The 16,377-nt window shown below is 53.7% G+C and carries 15 protein-coding genes and 1 pseudogene; 14 read left to right on the forward strand and 2 right to left on the reverse strand.

Going from position 1 to position 16,377, the window contains the following annotated elements:
* The first annotated feature begins 82 nt into the window (after positions 1-82).
* From L855_RS18420 to L855_RS18435, 4 genes and pseudogenes are all read left to right on the forward strand, one after another.
* Positions 83-583 carry an adenylyltransferase/cytidyltransferase family protein gene (locus tag L855_RS18420; RefSeq protein WP_159790429.1) on the forward strand — a complete coding sequence of 167 codons (501 nt, stop codon included), beginning with the start codon at positions 83-85 and terminating at the stop codon, positions 581-583.
* 77 nt (positions 584-660) lie between these two features.
* A pseudogene (locus tag L855_RS18425) lies at positions 661-1,098 on the forward strand (GUN4 domain-containing protein); the annotation flags it as partial.
* A gap of 90 nt (positions 1,099-1,188) precedes the next feature.
* Positions 1,189-2,526, forward strand: a complete 1,338-nt coding sequence (locus L855_RS18430; RefSeq protein WP_159790430.1) for a GAF domain-containing sensor histidine kinase — start codon at positions 1,189-1,191, stop codon at positions 2,524-2,526.
* 29 nt (positions 2,527-2,555) lie between these two features.
* Positions 2,556-3,305: a HEAT repeat domain-containing protein gene (locus L855_RS18435; protein ID WP_159790431.1), complete on the forward strand. Its 750-nt coding sequence runs from the start codon at positions 2,556-2,558 to the stop codon at positions 3,303-3,305.
* Here the strand turns inward: L855_RS18435 and L855_RS18440 are convergent.
* On the reverse strand, positions 3,302-4,174 hold the full coding sequence (locus L855_RS18440; RefSeq protein ID WP_159790432.1) for a carbohydrate ABC transporter permease: 873 nt from the start codon (positions 4,172-4,174) through the stop codon (positions 3,302-3,304). The two genes, L855_RS18435 and L855_RS18440, sit on opposite strands and share 4 nt — an antisense overlap.
* Positions 4,175-4,248: 74 nt before the next feature.
* On the opposite strand from L855_RS18440, the gene ligA reads away from it, so the two are divergent.
* The 4 genes from ligA (at position 4,249) to L855_RS18460 (ending at position 9,047) form a co-directional block, all read left to right on the forward strand.
* Positions 4,249-6,309 carry an NAD-dependent DNA ligase LigA gene (gene ligA / locus L855_RS18445; protein WP_159790433.1) on the forward strand — a complete coding sequence of 687 codons (2,061 nt, stop codon included), beginning with the start codon at positions 4,249-4,251 and terminating at the stop codon, positions 6,307-6,309.
* 158 nt (positions 6,310-6,467) lie between these two features.
* Positions 6,468-7,421, forward strand: a complete 954-nt coding sequence (locus L855_RS18450; RefSeq protein ID WP_159790434.1) for a DUF1517 domain-containing protein — start codon at positions 6,468-6,470, stop codon at positions 7,419-7,421.
* Between the two features lie 226 nt (positions 7,422-7,647).
* Positions 7,648-7,788 carry an isochorismate synthase gene (locus L855_RS18455; RefSeq protein ID WP_159790435.1) on the forward strand — a complete coding sequence of 47 codons (141 nt, stop codon included), beginning with the start codon at positions 7,648-7,650 and terminating at the stop codon, positions 7,786-7,788.
* A gap of 374 nt (positions 7,789-8,162) precedes the next feature.
* Complete coding sequence (locus L855_RS18460; protein ID WP_159790436.1) at positions 8,163-9,047, forward strand: tetratricopeptide repeat protein; 885 nt, start codon at positions 8,163-8,165, stop codon at positions 9,045-9,047.
* A gap of 65 nt (positions 9,048-9,112) precedes the next feature.
* On the opposite strand, the gene L855_RS18465 is transcribed toward L855_RS18460, so the two are convergent.
* Positions 9,113-9,514 carry a response regulator gene (locus tag L855_RS18465; protein ID WP_159790437.1) on the reverse strand — a complete coding sequence of 134 codons (402 nt, stop codon included), beginning with the start codon at positions 9,512-9,514 and terminating at the stop codon, positions 9,113-9,115.
* Positions 9,515-9,856: 342 nt separating this feature from the next.
* Here L855_RS18465 and L855_RS18470 point away from each other — a divergent pair, with 342 nt between their 5' ends.
* The 6 genes from L855_RS18470 to L855_RS18495 all read left to right on the forward strand — a co-directional run bounded on the left by L855_RS18470 (position 9,857) and on the right by L855_RS18495 (position 16,304).
* Positions 9,857-12,397, forward strand: a complete 2,541-nt coding sequence (locus L855_RS18470; protein ID WP_159790438.1) for a DNA gyrase/topoisomerase IV subunit A — start codon at positions 9,857-9,859, stop codon at positions 12,395-12,397.
* A gap of 42 nt (positions 12,398-12,439) precedes the next feature.
* A complete protein-coding gene (locus L855_RS18475; protein ID WP_159790439.1) occupies positions 12,440-12,775 on the forward strand; it encodes an antibiotic biosynthesis monooxygenase in 336 nt (111 codons plus the stop codon).
* Between the two features lie 51 nt (positions 12,776-12,826).
* A complete protein-coding gene (locus tag L855_RS18480) occupies positions 12,827-13,570 on the forward strand; it encodes a 16S rRNA (uracil(1498)-N(3))-methyltransferase (RefSeq protein ID WP_246199090.1) in 744 nt (247 codons plus the stop codon).
* 103 nt (positions 13,571-13,673) lie between these two features.
* Complete coding sequence (locus L855_RS18485; protein ID WP_159790441.1) at positions 13,674-14,450, forward strand: SAM-dependent methyltransferase; 777 nt, start codon at positions 13,674-13,676, stop codon at positions 14,448-14,450.
* A 33-nt stretch (positions 14,451-14,483) separates the two neighbouring features.
* Positions 14,484-14,813: a cupin domain-containing protein gene (locus tag L855_RS18490; RefSeq protein WP_159790442.1), complete on the forward strand. Its 330-nt coding sequence runs from the start codon at positions 14,484-14,486 to the stop codon at positions 14,811-14,813.
* 360 nt (positions 14,814-15,173) lie between these two features.
* On the forward strand, positions 15,174-16,304 hold the full coding sequence (locus L855_RS18495) for a tetratricopeptide repeat protein (protein ID WP_159790443.1): 1,131 nt from the start codon (positions 15,174-15,176) through the stop codon (positions 16,302-16,304).
* Positions 16,305-16,377 lie beyond the last annotated feature (73 nt).

Genomic DNA, 16,377 nt, shown 5'->3' on the forward strand with positions numbered 1-16,377 from the left:
TAAGTGGTTGATGTGACGCTCGTGTGACAGTTGGATCTCACTTGTGTGACACATTCCGTTGCACCTTCAGTTTAATCGATTAATGCTTGCCATGTTAGCTCAGGGCCTTTACTCCCTTGATGAGTTACGAGAGCGGATCCATGGCGATGGCGATCGCTGGCGGCCGCTGGTGTTCACCAATGGCTGCTTTGACCTCCTACATTGCGGTCATGTGCGCTATTTACAAGCCGCCAAAGCCCTAGGAAAAGCCCTGGTCGTCGGCGTCAATAGTGATGATTCCGTCGCCCGTATCAAACCCCCCGCTCCTGGACAACCTCCCCGTCCCATTATTCACGATGAGCAGCGTGCCGAAGTTCTGGCCGCCCTCAAACCCGTCGATGGAGTCTTTATCTTTCCGGAACCTACCGCCATTGAAGCGATCAAAGTCCTACAACCGGATATCTACGTCAAAGGAGGTGATTATCGTCGAGATACCCTACCTGAAGCTCCAACCGTCCGCGCCTACGGTGGACAAATCCATTTGATTGAAATTGAGGTTCCTCAATCCACCAGTCACATCATCCGTCGTATTCTGGGAAAATAGAGAGCACAACAGGACATCCCTGTGATACTTAATGCCAGACCATGATGATTGATCCGACTCTTGCCCAGGATATGTCTTTAGACTCCGATTACAATCTTGACTATCAGCCGCTGAAAGAGCTGCTAGCCGAAGAAAAATTTGAGGAGGCCGATCGCCTGACACGAGAACTCCTGTGTCAACTAGCCGGGGAAGGCGCAACCGCCCGAAAATGGCTCTACTTCACCGAGGTTGACTTAATTCCCGTGACCGACCTACAGACCATTGACCGTCTCTGGGTTGCCTATTCTGAGGGAAAATTCGGCTTTTCTGTACAACGCCAACTGTGGCTAAGCGTCAAACAAGACTGGGACAAACTCTGGCCCAAAATGGGTTGGAAAGACGGCAACAGTTGGACACGCTACCCCCAAGGCTTTACTTGGGATCTCAGCGCACCTAAGGGGCATCTACCACTATCGAATCAACTCCGTGGGGTCCGAGTGTTAGCAGCACTCTTTAACCACCCTGCTTTTCGTTAACGCCTCCGTTTTGAGGTTGCGTCTCGTCCCCTTGAGGGCGATCGCGATTTCAAAATCGCCCTTGGCGCCATGATGATGCGAACAGAATCTATGACCGATCTGGCCCCGACCCCCAATTCCCTAACCGCACTCCGTGATGGCGGTGTTCTTGACCGCAACTCGAGGGTAGTATTTCAGACTGCTGTAGAGACTGTTGCCCATGCTCTGGATCTCCCCATTGCCTGGATCTGGCTGCTCGACCATCGAGATCAAAAAATCGAGGTACAACGACTCAACGAGGAAGACGCCAGTCTCTCCTTGACGGGATTTAATCGGGATAACAAGCCGTCGTTGTTTTGTACCCAAGTTGTGGAAACTCAACAACCTCTGAGGGTTCGTGACGCCGCTCGTCACCCCGACTTCGCAAATCAACCTCTGGTTCAAGAGGATGGGGTGCGAGCCTATTTGGGGGTCCCCTTGATGACTCGGACTGGCGATTGTCTAGGAACCTTAGCCGTTATGGATACGGCCCCACGCTCCTTCGGCGTGCAGGAGGTAACCCTTGTTGAACTGGCGGCTGGGTTAGCTATGGTTCAGTTAGAATCTCCCTCAGCCCCGGGGTTGGCTCCTGAACCGAGGTCCTTTCCTCAGGAGCATCAGGAACCGGAACTATCCGCCTCAGCCATTCAAACTCAACTGCTGGATCGCTTTTTACAAGACTTGCGCACCCCCTTAACCTCCGTGATGGGGATGACCAGTGTGCTAAATCGGGAAATTTATGGCCCCTTGCGGCCCAAACAAAAGGAATATCTCGACATCATCCATAATAGCGGCCAGTATATGTTGGCGATGGTCGAAGAAATTCTGCTGTTACGGGAGTTGCGGGACTTCGATTCGAGTCAGTCCATGGCTTCTGTTGATTTGCATATGCTCTGTCAACAGGTGCTGAAAATTCTCGAACCCCTGGCGAGTCGGCGGGAACAACGGTTACTGCTGTCGATTGAAGAGGGCGATCGCCTCTGGACCCTGGATAAGGCCAAGTTTCAGCAACTGCTGTATCATCTCGTGGCACATCTGATTCAGGTCAGTGATCTCGGGGCGAGCTTACATCTCCAGGTTCGACGCCATTCCCCCAACCAGGTCGAGGTATCCTTAGCCACTTCCGACTCCCCCGGCCGGGAAAATCTTCCTCAAAGTGAATTAGAGCGATTTGGACTCCTATCCACCACGGCCACGCCCTCCAACTTGGCCGCGTCATCCCAACGGGAGGTCAGTCTGTTTGGTAAACTGCAAGCGAAGCCTATGCAGGCCGATGACCCAGATTTAGGGTTGTTCTTTGCCTGTCAACTGGTTCATGTCCAGGACGGAACCTTGACCATTCGAGGCTCGGCAACACAAGGCTATCGCTATGTTGTTGCCTTGGGCGATCGCCGTGATCCCCATGACTAAGCACCCCCTTGTGCGGTAAATTGGAGAGTATGTATAACGACGACCTCGGCACGATTGATAGTGAGAATAATCTTGAGAGTCCTCTGGATCAGTTGGGGGCGGCTGATGCCGATGATGCCGCTCGCCCGGATCCCGAGGCCATGTTGCCCTTGCTAGATGCAGCGGAGACGCCACAACGGATGTTGGCGGCCCGGGCCTTCTGTGAAATTCATGATGAACGAGCAATCCCGAAGTTGATTGCTTTGCTTGAAGATGCTTGTCCTCTGGTGCGTGTGAGCGCGTCCTATGCCTTGGGACGGAATACTCACCCTGATGCGGTTGACCCCCTCATTGCCCGCCTGGAGGATTGGAATGGCTATGTTCGTAAGGGGGTGGTCTGGGCCCTCGGCAACTGTGGCGATCGCCGGGCCCTCGACCCCTTGCTCGAAGCCCTACGCACGGATATTCCGGCGGTTCGTCTCTGGGCCGCCAGTTCCCTGGGACAGTTGGCGAAGGTGGGCTATGACACCATTGTCGGTGCTGTCCCGCCCTTGATTGAAGCCCTGCGCCAAGATAAGGTCTCGGCGGTTCGCAGTAATTGTGCTTGGGCCCTGGGACAGATTTGTCGTGAGTTACCCTCTAATGTGGTCTATGCGGGGGCGATCGATTCTCTCTTAGAAGCCCTACAAGAGGATGAGGATATGGGGGTTCAAGAAGATGCTCGCTCCTCCCTGTTGCGGGTAGGAGATCCCAGAGGCTTACAGGCGATCGAAGATTTGGAACGGGATGGCTGGATTTAGGGGTGGCGGCGGCTGAGTTTGAGGTTGACGAGGGAAAACCCCAACACCACCAGGAACAGGACTAAGCCAATGGCACAAGCATAGCCAATTTCTAGGCGATCAAAGGCCTGTTCATAGAGATAATAGACAATCGTTTTCGAGCGGTTGCGTGGCCCCCCCTGGGTCATGACATAGACCTCTTCAAAGACTTTCATCGCCGATAACGCGGAAATCGTCCCCACTAACAGCAGATAGGGACGCATTAGGGGAACGGTGATATCCCAATGTTTCCGCCAGCCATCGGACCCATCTAAGGCTGCCGCCTCATAGAGTTCGGCGGGGATCCCTTGTAAGCCGGCCAGGTAAATCACCATGTAATAGCCCAGGCCCTTCCAAACGGTAACCGCCATGACACTGAACAGGGCCAGGTGCGGACTGGTGAGCCAGGGAATCCCCGTCAGTCCAACTCCTGCTAAGAGTTGATTGAATAATCCCGTCTCCCCGTAAAGATATTTCCAAGCCAACCCCGCCACCACCATTGAGACAATGACTGGGGTGTAATAGGCGGCACGAAACCCCGCGATTCCTCGCAGCTTACGGTTGACCAGAATCGCCAGCAGTAGGGGCAGACTCACGAGCAGCGGCACGACGCAGACTAAGTATAATAGGGTCTGCCGTAGGGTTTGCCAGAAAATGGCATCTTGCCAGAGTCGCTGAAAGTTTGCCAGGCCTACCCATTGGGGGAGTTCGGTTAAATCATACTCATAGCGAGCGAAACTGAGTAGGAAGGCCTGGGCTGCCGGCAAAAACACCGTTAAAATGAGGAGGATTCCGGCGGGAAGTAGAAAGAGATAGGGAGTCAGGCGCGGTTTAAGGGCAGGGTCGGTCATGGGCGATCGCAATCCAGAATAAACCAGTTTAACGTGACGTATCCTTATTCGGTCGAGCCTCTGTGTGAACGAAGATGAGCCAACCCAGCCCCCAACTCCAGGAACAAACTCGGAAACTCCGCCAACAGTTGCAAGAGGCGGCCCATGCCTACTACGTTCTCGATGCTCCCATTATGGAAGATGAGGTGTACGATCGCCTCTATCGAGAACTGCAAGCCATCGAAGCCGAGTATCCGCAACTGATCGCGCCTGACAGTCCCACCCAGCGTGTCGGCGATAAACCAGCGGCTCAATTTACCTCCGTTCGCCACAGGATTCCCCTCTATAGCCTGGATAACGCCTTCACTATCGACGAGTTTGCCAAATGGCAAGATCGCTGGCAAACTCGTCTCGATTCCCCCATCACCCCTGAGTACATCTGTGAACTGAAAATCGACGGTTCGGCTCTGGCCCTAACCTATGAGGATGGTGTTCTGGTGCGGGGAGTTACCCGAGGAGATGGGGAAACCGGGGAAGAGATTACCCCAAATGTAAAAACCATTCGTTCTATCCCCCTCAGACTTCAGGGTGAGGCGATTCCCCCTCGGGTGGAAGTGCGCGGCGAAGCCTTCCTCCCCCTGGGGACCTTTGAACGCCTGAATCAGCAACGTCAGCAGAACCAGGAACCGCCCTTCGCTAACCCTCGGAATGCAGCGGCGGGAACCCTGCGACAACTCGATCCTCAAATCGTTGCCCAGCGTCAGCTTCAGTTTTTCGCCTATACCCTGTATTGTCCCAGTGATGATGGCCCCAGTGATGAGGGCGATCGCCCCTTCCACACCCACCAAGAAGCCCTCCAACGACTGCAAGAGTTGGGCTTTTGGGTGAATCCTAACCGCCAACTGGCTCACAGTATCGAGGATATCCAGGCCTATTATGAGCAATGGGGACAGGAGCGACGGGATCTTCCCTATCTCACCGATGGGGTGGTGGTGAAACTCAATGACATCGCCCTGCAACGTCGCCTCGGATTTACCCAAAAAGCTCCTCGCTGGGCGATCGCCCTTAAATATCCCGCCGAGGAAGTCCCCACCACTGTCCAATCTGTGGACTTCCAAGTGGGGCGCACGGGGGCCGTGACTCCGGTGGCTAACCTCAACCCCGTTCAACTTGCTGGAACCACCGTGTCTCGGGCCAGTCTCCACAACGGCGATCGCCTGCGGGAATTGGACTTACATTATGGGGATACCGTCGTGGTGCGCAAAGCTGGGGAAATCATCCCCGAAGTAGTGCGCGTTCTGCCGAAATTGCGTCCTGATGGGGCAGAAGCGGTGAAAATGCCAAATCACTGCCCCGAGTGCCAACAGCCCCTCGTGAAGCCCCAAGACGAGGCGGTAACGCGCTGTGTGAATCGCTCCTGTCCAGCAATTTTGCGCGGTGCCCTGAAACATTGGGGCAGTCGGGGGGCCTTGGATATCGATGGCTTAGGGGAGAAGTTAATCGCCCAACTGTGCGATCGCCGCTTCCTCAACTCCCTGGCCGACCTCTATCGCCTACGGGCAGAGGATTTAAGCCATTTAGAGCGCCTCGGACATAAATCTGCCACGAAGCTGGTCGAGTCGATTCAGCACTCTAAACAACAACCTTGGTCTCGAGTTCTCTATGGCTTAGGGATTCGTCATGTGGGGGCGGTGAATGCCCAAACCTTAGCTCAAACCTTCCCCACGGTGGAGGGGTTAGCCCAAGCCAGTCAGGATGATATTGCCGAGATTCAGGGGATTGGCCCCGAAATTGCCGGGGCGATCGCCGACTGGTTCCAACTCAGGGCCAATCAGGACTTAATTGAGCAACTGCAAGAGGTGGGGGTCTCCCTCGGGAGGACTCCCGAGGCAGAAACCGCCCCCGAGTCGCCCCAACCCCTCGCCGGCCAAACCTTCGTCCTCACCGGAACCCTACCCAACCTCAGCCGTAAGGAGGCGAAAACTCTCATTGAAGAGGCTGGAGGAAAGGTGACCAGTTCCGTCAGTTCCAAAACCAGTTATGTGGTCGTCGGGGAAAATCCCGGTTCCAAACAGACCAAAGCCCAAGACTTGGGAATCCCGCAACTCTCAGAAGCCCAATTGCGGGAGTTGGTGGGGTTATCCCCCCAAACCTGACCCCAGCCCGCTCCCGAAAAACGATACATTAGGTATTAACAGCGCAACAATCTGTAACAAAGATTGGAGACCGAACGTAACAATCCTTCAATTCCAGGCGGGTCTCGGATAGCCTAGATCTAGTCCGCCACGCGATAACAATACAAAGCAGAGGTTTTATGGGTCATATCAGACTGAGCAAACTCAAACCAATTTTAAAATCTATTTTCCTCGTCGGCGTCATCGCCATTCTCTTCTTCTCCCAAGCGGACGGCGCTCTGGCTGCCCGCAGTGGGGGACGGATGGGAGGAGGATCATTCCGCGCTCCCAGTCGCTCCTATAGCGCCCCGAGCCGCTCCTATGCCCCGAATAGAGGCTATGGTGGCGGTGGCTTTGGCTTCCCCTTCCTGATTCCCTTCTTCGGCTTTGGCGGCGGCTTTGGGGGACTGTTTTCGATTCTGGTTGTGATTACCCTCGCCAACTTCCTTGTCCGCAGTTTCCGAGGAGCGATTGGAGACGGTGAAGGAGGCGAACCCCAAAGCCTCAACCCCACGGTTTCCGTAGCGAAGCTACAGGTTGGCCTCTTAGCCCAAGCCCGAGAGTTACAAACGGATCTCGATCGCATCGCCCTGACGGCCAATACCCAATCAGCTCAAGGTCGCACCCAGGTGCTGCAAGAGTCCACCTTGGCCCTGTTACGTCACCCGGAATACTTCGCCTACGCCAGTTCCGAGACCGAACAAACCCGCCTCAATAACGCGGAGGCTCAATTTAACCGCTGGTCTCTGTCAGAACGGAGTAAGTTCTCTGAGGAAACCCTCAGTAACTACGACAATCAACTCAAACAGGCTGCTGATAAATCCCTTCCGGGCGAGTCAGAGTCGGGGGCAATCACGGAGTCTGAGGCACCGAGTGAGTATATTGTCGTGACCCTTTTGGTGGGGGTTCAGGGCAAACTGAAGCTCCCCGCGATTCAAGATGCCGAGGGCTTAAACCAGGCCCTGCGAGATCTCGGTGGCGTAGGGGCTGAACAACTCCTGGCGGTGGAAGTTCTCTGGACTCCCCAAGCCTCTGGAGATACCCTCACCGCTGACGACTTAGTCGCTGGCTATCCCCAGTTGCAGTTAGTTTAAGGCGATCGCCCTGAGGCGGCCCTGTAGAACCGGTGGGGGGGACTCGGCTCAATGCCAGTCCCCCCGCTGTTTTGATGCTCCAGGGCGAAATATTTCAAACTGATACTAAATTCAAATAAATATTACGACCTTGAAGGTTGTCACGAATCTTCGCTATTCTAATAGGTAGAGGAGGTACTTTGTTGCCTCAGAACTCTAAATTTGTTGTCACACGGGGTCATGAATTATGAAACTCTGGAAGTGGACGAAAGACTCAGCACAGTACGTTTCTGAAGGCTTCTTGCGCATTTTTGCCCCAAGCAAAGATGAGTATCCTGACAGTGGCTTGCAACCCTTTGAAGGTCGCCCAAATAAGAAGTCCGTGTAGAGCATCCGCTTTTGATCACATTAACTATGTCCAATACGTCCTCAAACGGGCAATCCTCGGGGGTTGCCCGTTTGAGTTCGAGTCCGTAAAGCACGACCACAAGGCTCACTGGTGTCAAGTTAAGCTCTCTATCCTATTTTCAAGGGAATAGGGAACAGGGAACAGGGAACAGGGAACAGGGAACAGGGAACAGGGAACAGGGGACACGGAGGAAGAGAGGGAGTAGGGAGAGAGTGGGATGTCTTCCCCCTACTGCCTTCTCTTCCCTCTACTGCCTTCTCCCCCCCGCTCCCTGTTCCCAACAATTGTCGTTTAGGGGAACAATAGACTAAGCTGCTAGTTATAGTCACCTATCAGCACCTTGACGGGATACCGTGCCAAAACGTCATTTCTGGATTTCTCTATTGATCACCCTGGGCTTAGCGACTGCCGTTGAGCCGGCTCGCGGACAGGCGCAGCTCCCCCATGTTCCTGACCTCGATCGCGAACAACTCGAAGAACTCGGGTCAAGCATTCTTCAGGAAGCCGATCGCTGGGCCCGTTTCCAGCAGTACGATCGCGCTGTTCCCCGTGCCGAGTTGGGGGTAGAGCTATTGCCCTCAAATGCCCAAGCTTGGGGGATTTTGGGCAGCTTGTACCTACAAGTAGATCGGGTTGAGGATGGCATCGCGGCATTACAGACCGCCCGTTCCTTGGAACCGGAGAATGCACTCGTTCGCTTTGCCCTCGGGTCTGCCTACTTCCAGGCGGAAAACTACGCTGAGGCGGTAAATGAGTTGCAGGCCGGATTAGAACTAGAACCCGGGGAACTCGGCGCCTTGTTTGACTTGGGGAATGCCTATTACATGAAGGGGGATTTCGACCGAGCCATCGAATACTATGAAATTGCCTTCGAACAGAATGAAAACTTTTGGCCCGCGATTAACAATATCGGCCTAGTTCGCTATGAAATGGGTGAGGTGGATGAGGCCCTAGAACTGTGGAAAGCCTCCCAGGAACTGGCCCCCCAGGAAGCTGAGCCTCAGCTGGCGATCGCCGTGGCTCGTTATGCTCAGGGCGATCGCACGGCGGTTCGCCTTGCAGAAGTAGCCCTAGAACTCGACGTTCGCTACGCTGAAATTGACTTCTTAGAACTCAACCTTTGGGGCGATCGCCTCATTGCTGCCGCTCGGGAGCTATTGAGTACGCCCCAGATTCAGGAAATTGTCGCCAGCGTGCGCAATCAGCAACAGCCTCTCTCCATCGAGATGAATCCCTAGTGGATGGGCTGGCTCAGCGATGCTTCGAGGCCCTGAAGTCCCGTCGATGAGGCGAGTTGTACGCTCTACTCATCGACGGGAAGCAGGGCCCGGATGGCATCGACAAACTCCTGGTGATCGACGACAGGTTTAGAAATATAGCCATCGGCGCCACTTTGAGACAAGAAGGTCTCGCGATCGCCGGCCATGGCGTGGGCCGTCACCAAAATAATGGGTAAGTTGGCCGTGGCAGGATCAGACTTAAGAATTTGGGTAATCTTAATCCCATCAACGGATTGCCCTTGATAGACACTGTGGGCCAGAGAAACATCCATCAGGATGATATCCGCATCTCCGGCCTTGGCAATCTCCATCACCTCTTCCACATTTTCGGTGTGTTTGACTGCCATGCCGCCTCGTTTCGTCAAAATCTTTGAGAACACCCGCGCATTAACTAAATCGTCCTCTACAATCAGAACGGTCTTCATCTGCTGTTTTAACCTAAACGTTATTTGACCCTAACGGTGGACATTCGACCTGTTCTCGATCGTACTCCGAAACGCCGAGCAAATCTAGCCAAGGGATGGGGCCCGAGTTCAGTTCGGAGACGAAGACGGAACTAGGAGGACAAACGAGACACACGGTACACTATCCTACGCAATCTGACTTGTACCCAATCATTGTAGCCGATTGCCAGGGCCGACCCATCAGTCAACGCCCTGTTATTCACGCCGCCCTTACGCTTAAATGTTAAAAATGTCGGCGTTTGGGAAACTTCGCACGTCGCTCCCGTTGCACCAACACTGTCAGACCTTAAGGAAACGAACTTCATGGCTAAGCAGTTAAACCTCCTCTCCGGCGGACAAATCGTCCCAACCGCTTTGCACCAGGAGATGCAGCAGTCCTATCTTGAATACGCCATGAGTGTCATCGTGGGGCGGGCGCTTCCGGACGTGCGAGATGGACTCAAACCGGTTCACCGGCGGATTATTTACGCCATGCACGAGCTGGGACTGACCCCAGAACGGCCCTATCGTAAATGCGCTCGTGTGGTTGGGGATGTGTTGGGGAAATATCACCCCCATGGAGATCAATCGGTCTATGATGCCCTGGTGCGCCTCGTTCAGGACTTTTCGAGCCGGTATCCTCTCTTGGCCGGCCATGGGAACTTTGGCTCCATCGATAATGACCCCCCAGCGGCAATGCGGTACACCGAAACCCGTCTGGGGGAACTGGGGAACCAAGCTCTCCTCAGTGAAATTGGCACTGCTACGGTTGACTTTACGGGAAACTTCGATAATTCCCAACAAGAACCGGTGGTGTTGCCGGCCCAACTGCCGATTCTCCTGCTCAACGGCAGTTCCGGGATTGCCGTGGGGATGGCCACCAATATCCCTCCCCATAATTTGGGAGAACTGGTGGATGGCTTGATTGCCCTAATTGATCGCCCCACCCTCTCGGACGATAAACTCTTAGAACTCATCCCCGGCCCCGATTTTCCGACGGGGGGCGAAATCATTGGCATTCAGGGCATTCGTGATGCCTATCTCAAAGGACGGGGCAGCATTACCGTTCGCGGTGTGGTGGGTGTGGAAACGGTGCAAACCGGCAAAACCCGGCGATCGCAGCGGCCGGCCCTGATTGTCAGTGAGTTTCCTTTCCAAGTCAGTAAATCCAGTTGGATTGAAAAACTGGCCCAGTTGGTGAACCAGGGCAAAATTGACGCCATCTCCGATATTCGTGATGAGAGCGATCGCGCTGGGATTCGGGTGGTGATTGAGCTGAAGCGAGAAGCCAGTCCCCAAAAGGTCCTCAAACAAATCTATCGCCTCACGGCCCTGCAAAATACCTTCGGGGTCATTATGTTGTCTTTGGTGGACAATCAACCCCGCCAACTGACTCTGCGAGAAACCCTCCAAGCCTTTCTCGACTTCCGCGAGCAAACCCTCACCCGTCAGTACCAAGACGAACTCGACAAAATTGAAAGCCGTCTCCATCTGTTGTCAGGATTGCTCAAAGCCCTTGATCATCTCGATGCGGTGATTGATATCTTGCGTCATGCCCCCGATGGAACGACCGCCAAAGCCGAGTTTCAGAGCCGTTTGGACTTCAGTGAACAGCAGGCCAACGCCATTTTAGCCATGCCCATGCGTCGTCTGACGGGGATGGAACGGGACAACCTGAAAGGGGAATTTGAGGAACTAAATCAACGTCGTCAAGTGTTGCAGGGGTTGTTGGGCGATCGCCATGAACTGCTGAAATCTCTTAAAAAGGAGTTGCGTCAGCTTAAGCGCAAGTTTGGCGATGAACGCCGCACTCGCATTGTCACCGCCGATGGGACCGTGAAATCCGAGGCGGTTCAGTTTGAAGAGGCGAAAAAGCAACCCCTAAGCGCCTCATTACCCCTCGATCTCAAACCCCAAGCCGAAGCCGCCGTCTTAGAAATTACACAACGGGGCTATGGCCGCCGCCTCCTCCCCAAAAATGTCACCCCCATCGAGGGGGTACCGCCTCAGGGGCAACTCCTGGAGATCACCGAGGACTTTCCCTTACAGCAAATTCCTAGTCAAACCGATCGCGAGTTGTTGATGTTTGTCCGGGATGGCAAAGTTTATTCTGCCCCCATTGGTGAGATTGCCAAACTCAATGGCCGCAACGATCGCGGACAGCCTCTGGTGGGCTTGTTACCCCCGAGCGCTCAAGGAGACCCCGATGCCATTGTGGCTCAGTTTGTGGCGGATGAGGTCTTACAAGAGAAACAAGTGGTCTTCCTGACGCAAGCGGGACGCATTAAACGGTTGCCCTTTGCCGACATGACTAACATTACGGCCCGAGGATTGACGGTCTTGAAGTTTAAGGGAGACGATGGACTCCATGGCATTGAGGTCGCTCAGCCGGGACAACAGGCGATTGTGGCGTCGAGTGGCGGCCGTTTGTTGCGAATGCCGGTGGATGATGAGCAGTTGCCGGTGTTGGGACGAACCGCCCAAGGGTATCAGGCGGTTCGCTTGCGTAAAACCGAAAGCATTGCGGGTTTGAGTATTGTGGAGGACTCCGATGAACTGGTGTTGATTACTGAGCGGGGATACTGTAAACGCTTAGCTGTGACGGAGTTGCGCCTCGGGGAACGGGGGGCGATTGGCACTCAGGGCCTGCGCTTTGCCAATGCCAGCGATCGCCTGCTGGCGATTGTGCGCGCGATTCCTGGGGCCGAGTTGGTGCTACACCTCAATGGCGATCGCCTGCTACGTTTGCCGATGAGTTCTCTGAAATCTCAAGGCAAGGATGGAACGGGCCAGCGTCCTAAACTGATCAAATCTAAAGACACCGTGATCTCTACCCGCATCTGTTTGCCAACTGAGGGAGAATAAGACCAAAGGTCTGAAACTCTAGTGTTGAAGAGGTATTGAGATATGAGTGATTTCATGGACTTCCTACGCCACAAATATGCCTATGTGGCTCAAGGAGAATTTAAACCGGGCTGTTTTGAGGAAGCTAAAGCCTTGTTTGATGAGGCGGTGCGCAATTATCGCGAGGGCTTTGAGGGGGCGTATCTGTTACAAGAACCTGGGACTGATCGCGGCATTGCGGTGGTCTTCTGGGATGATCCAGATGATATGGACAATAATCGCAATGCTAAGGTGGATGAGATTTTAGAAGAGATGTCTCATCTGTTCCTGACGGCGCCCAAAACCGGCTTCTATGAGGTTAGCAGTGAAATTGAGAAGTCGGTTCCCGTGGCCAGTTAACCTCGTCTCTCGCCTGTCGATTTGTCCCTAACTCGGGTAGCTTTGTCCAACGTGCAACGTATTACCGTTGAGTCTGTCCAGATTTGCGATCGCACCCTGACCCTCAATCGCGACCAACACCATTATTTGACGCGGGTGTTGCGGTTACGGGGGGGCGATCGCTTTGTGGCCATGGATGGTTCTGGGCGTTGGTGGGAAACGGAGTTGGTGCAACGCGAGGATGGACAATGGCAGGGAAACCTGTTGCAGGTGCTGGATCTCAATCGGGAGTTACCGGTGAGGGTCACGTTGTTGGCGGGCCTTCCTAAAGGACAAGGGTTTGATGAGGTGGTTCGTCAGACGACGGAGTTGGGGGTGAGTCGTATTATTCCGGTGGTGAGCGATCGCACGCTCCTCAACCCCAGCCCGAATAAGCTGCAACGCTGGCAACGCATCGCTACGGAAGCGGCGGAACAGTCGGAACGACAATGGGTTCCCCCGATTGAGGAACCCCTGTCATTTGCCGGGGCGATCGATGCCGTGGCCGACAGTCGGGCCTATCTCTGTGTGGCTCGGGGAGAGGTTCCTCATTTACAAACCCAGTTACAGCAGCCTCTGAATTTTCCCCCCCCAGATACTGAGGAGATTGCCATCGCCATTGGCCCAGAAGGGGGTTGGACTCCTGAAGAAGTGCAACAGGCTCGACAGGCTCATTGGCAACTGGTGTCCCTCGGGCGGCGTGTTCTGCGAGCCATTACGGCTCCGACTGTGGCCCTGACGATGATTGCGGCTCATTATGAAAGTCATGACCCGTAATGGATTCCCCAGAACCGAACAAGAATCTACTTACCATTGACTTAAATCAAGGTCTTCTTGGGGCGATCGCGCCACAATAGGGATAGTTCCAGAGGACCGCCCCATGACGACTAACACCTTTAATCCTAAAACGGCTCCCGGCCACCAAGTGCTGGCGGCGGCGGGTAAAACCATCCTCCGTCCCGGTGGACAGGCGGCGAGCCGACAGTTATGGACTTGGGCTGAGTTTACCCCTGGGGATACGGTTTTGGAGTTGGCGTCGAGTTTTGGCATGAGTGCGATCGCCCTGGCTCGGGAGTTTGGGGTGAACGTTGTGGGTGTCGAACAAAATTCTGAGAGTGTGCAACGGGCAACGAAGGCGGTACGTGAGGCGGGGTTGAGCGATCGCATTCGTTTTGTTGAGGCCAGTATTTTTAAGCTGGATCAGCTTGAGGAACAGTTTGATTTTGTGCTGGCTGAGGCCATTGTCACCATGCAAGCCCCCGCAGGGAAGGCCAAACTATTTGGGCTGATTCATGATCGTCTCAAACCCGGTGGGGTGTTCCTCTCCCATGAGATGAAAACTACCACCCCTGAAGTGTCCCAGGCCTTGGCGGCGAATTTACGGGTGAATGCTCAACCGCTGACCGCTGAAGCTTGGCAAGAACTGGCTCACAATAACGGTTTCACGGTGCAACAGCAGGCCTCGGGACCAATGGATTTGTTGGATTTGTCCCGTCTGATTCAAGATGAAGGGGTGATGGGAACCGTGAAATTTGCCTCTAATCTGATTCTGCACCCTCAGTTACGCGATCGCATTCTGGAGATGCGTCGGGTGTTTCATCAATACCAGTCCAGTTTAGGCTACTGGCTCATGGCGGCTCAACGCCGTCCTCAATAAACCTAGCAACGTTATTCACTGGAGATTTTTCTCATGGCTACCCTAACCACCGCTGATGTCTGCTTTGACTGCCACGTCTCAGATTTGATTGAATATCGCGATCGCGCGGTTCTCAGTCAAGTCATTCTTAAGGATGCGGTGTCTCAGTACACCCTGTTCTCCCTGGGCAAAGACACCGATATCGAAGAACATACCGCCACTCGAAATGCGGCGATTACGGTTCTGGAGGGGGAAGGAACCCTAACCCTCAATGGCAAGGCGATCGCCCTAAAACCTGGCGTTTTCGTCTTCATGCCGGCTAACGCTCCCCACGCTCTCAAAGCCTCGGAAAATCTCAGCTTCCTGCTGACGTTAACCGCGTGAGCGACAACTGAGGAAAGGGCCTATGATGGTAGGGGGCGGACTCAGTTTGCCCCGAAACCGTCTGCTTGACCACTGACTCTTCCCCCAGTCAGTCCATCCTAATCGTCAAACGAGATAGGACATATATGAGTCTCTAAACTCCTACTTTAAATGGATTCAAATTTTTTTGTCGTCCATTTATAAGTGTCTATAAGAATGGTTTGTGTTAACAGGCCAGTGTTATAGCAATCGAAGATTGCCCGATTGATACTCAGCAAGGATACGCTGAGTTGGAAGAGAATCCCCCAACTCTTGCCTCTTGCCTCTTGCCTTCTTATCCCCTATTTTTTGCCCTATTCAGACCAAATTTTGCTATAAAAAATGCCCTCTCTCGAAGATGCGATCGCAGCGATAGAGATGGGAGATTATCGCACCGCCTCCCGTCATCTGAAAGTGTTATATCGAACAATGCCCGAAAATCCCTGGGTAAAGTTTTATATCGCGCGACTCTATGAAGAGAGTCAGCGAGTTGATGAAGCTGAGGCCGCCTATCGCGTTCTTTTGCGAGATTGTACCTCTCCTAAAATTATCAATCAAGCCAGACAAGGACTGCAACGGCTCGATGAAAAACAGAAGCTTAAACGAGAGAAGGCGATCGCCGATGCAAAAGCACAATCTGACCCCAGTGAAGCTGGGGTTCTCGTCTTAGAAGCCACCCCCAAAGAACGCCGCAAACAAGCGGCGCAACACCTGGCGCGTATTGTTGAGATTGATGCCTATGCGGCGCGCTTAATACTACAGGTTCGCGGCTGGCGGCTCTATCGCACGGGGCCTCTGGCGGAGTTGGAGATCTATGAACAGGAATTGCAGGGGGCCAATATCGCCGCTTTTTCCGTCTCGTTAAACGCTATTTCTCAACTCAATGTCTTGCGCGTAGACTATGTAAAATCCTTGACCCCGAAACCGGTAGTCATTTGCCGCGATCGCGATAATCGTCAAGGTCAGTTTAGTTTTGATTGGTCTGACGTTCGTCAACAGATTCGCGGTGGGATTCCCTGGTTTATTAATGCAGTGAGCTATGATATTAGTCGCCGCACAAAAGACCAAATTAAGCGCAAACCCGAAACTCAGGATTTTGTGCAAATGTGTGATTTACATCTGCCGCAACGGGGGGTAATTTTGCGCTTTTGCGATCGCTCCTATGATTTCGCGAACGGGGTAGTGTTTGCGCCGGAACAACAACAGCAAATTGGCAAACTCCGGGTGGCTACATTGCGGATTAACTGGAATGGCATTCTTAAGGTGTTTGACCATCATCTGACGGAGGCTCTCCTCTGGTCCGACTTTTTGCAATTTGCGGAGACGGCGATCGATTTCCATTTTCTTATGGAAGGCATTGACCATTATGTAGATATCGAACGTCCTGAAGCCAGTCCTTGGGACCCCGCCTTTCAACTCTATAGCGGTGCCGCTTGGATACGCTATCTAAAATCGACCCATACGCCGTCTTAAGGGAGACTCCAGTTCCGGGGTGGATCTCGACGCAAGGGTTAAGCTGAGAATTAGTAAAGAATCCGGGTCATGG

The sequence above is a fragment of the Sodalinema gerasimenkoae IPPAS B-353 genome (assembly GCF_009846485.1).
GTDB classification, from domain to species: Bacteria; Cyanobacteriota; Cyanobacteriia; order Cyanobacteriales; family Geitlerinemataceae; genus Sodalinema; species Sodalinema gerasimenkoae.

Excerpts from the sequence above, each read along its gene's own strand:
- L855_RS18420 (WP_159790429.1), top strand. The coding sequence starts at position 83 with ATGCTTGCCATGTTAGCTCAGGGCCTTTACTCCCTTGATGAGTTACGA.
- L855_RS18430 (WP_159790430.1), top strand. The coding sequence starts at position 1,189 with ATGACCGATCTGGCCCCGACCCCCAATTCCCTAACCGCACTCCGTGAT.
- L855_RS18435 (WP_159790431.1), top strand. The coding sequence starts at position 2,556 with ATGTATAACGACGACCTCGGCACGATTGATAGTGAGAATAATCTTGAG.
- L855_RS18440 (WP_159790432.1), bottom strand. The coding sequence starts at position 4,174 with ATGACCGACCCTGCCCTTAAACCGCGCCTGACTCCCTATCTCTTTCTA.
- ligA (WP_159790433.1), top strand. The coding sequence starts at position 4,249 with ATGAGCCAACCCAGCCCCCAACTCCAGGAACAAACTCGGAAACTCCGC.
- L855_RS18450 (WP_159790434.1), top strand. The coding sequence starts at position 6,468 with ATGGGTCATATCAGACTGAGCAAACTCAAACCAATTTTAAAATCTATT.
- L855_RS18455 (WP_159790435.1), top strand. The coding sequence starts at position 7,648 with ATGAAACTCTGGAAGTGGACGAAAGACTCAGCACAGTACGTTTCTGAA.
- L855_RS18465 (WP_159790437.1), bottom strand. The coding sequence starts at position 9,514 with ATGAAGACCGTTCTGATTGTAGAGGACGATTTAGTTAATGCGCGGGTG.
- L855_RS18470 (WP_159790438.1), top strand. The coding sequence starts at position 9,857 with ATGGCTAAGCAGTTAAACCTCCTCTCCGGCGGACAAATCGTCCCAACC.
- L855_RS18475 (WP_159790439.1), top strand. The coding sequence starts at position 12,440 with ATGAGTGATTTCATGGACTTCCTACGCCACAAATATGCCTATGTGGCT.
- L855_RS18485 (WP_159790441.1), top strand. The coding sequence starts at position 13,674 with ATGACGACTAACACCTTTAATCCTAAAACGGCTCCCGGCCACCAAGTG.
- L855_RS18490 (WP_159790442.1), top strand. The coding sequence starts at position 14,484 with ATGGCTACCCTAACCACCGCTGATGTCTGCTTTGACTGCCACGTCTCA.
- L855_RS18495 (WP_159790443.1), top strand. The coding sequence starts at position 15,174 with ATGCCCTCTCTCGAAGATGCGATCGCAGCGATAGAGATGGGAGATTAT.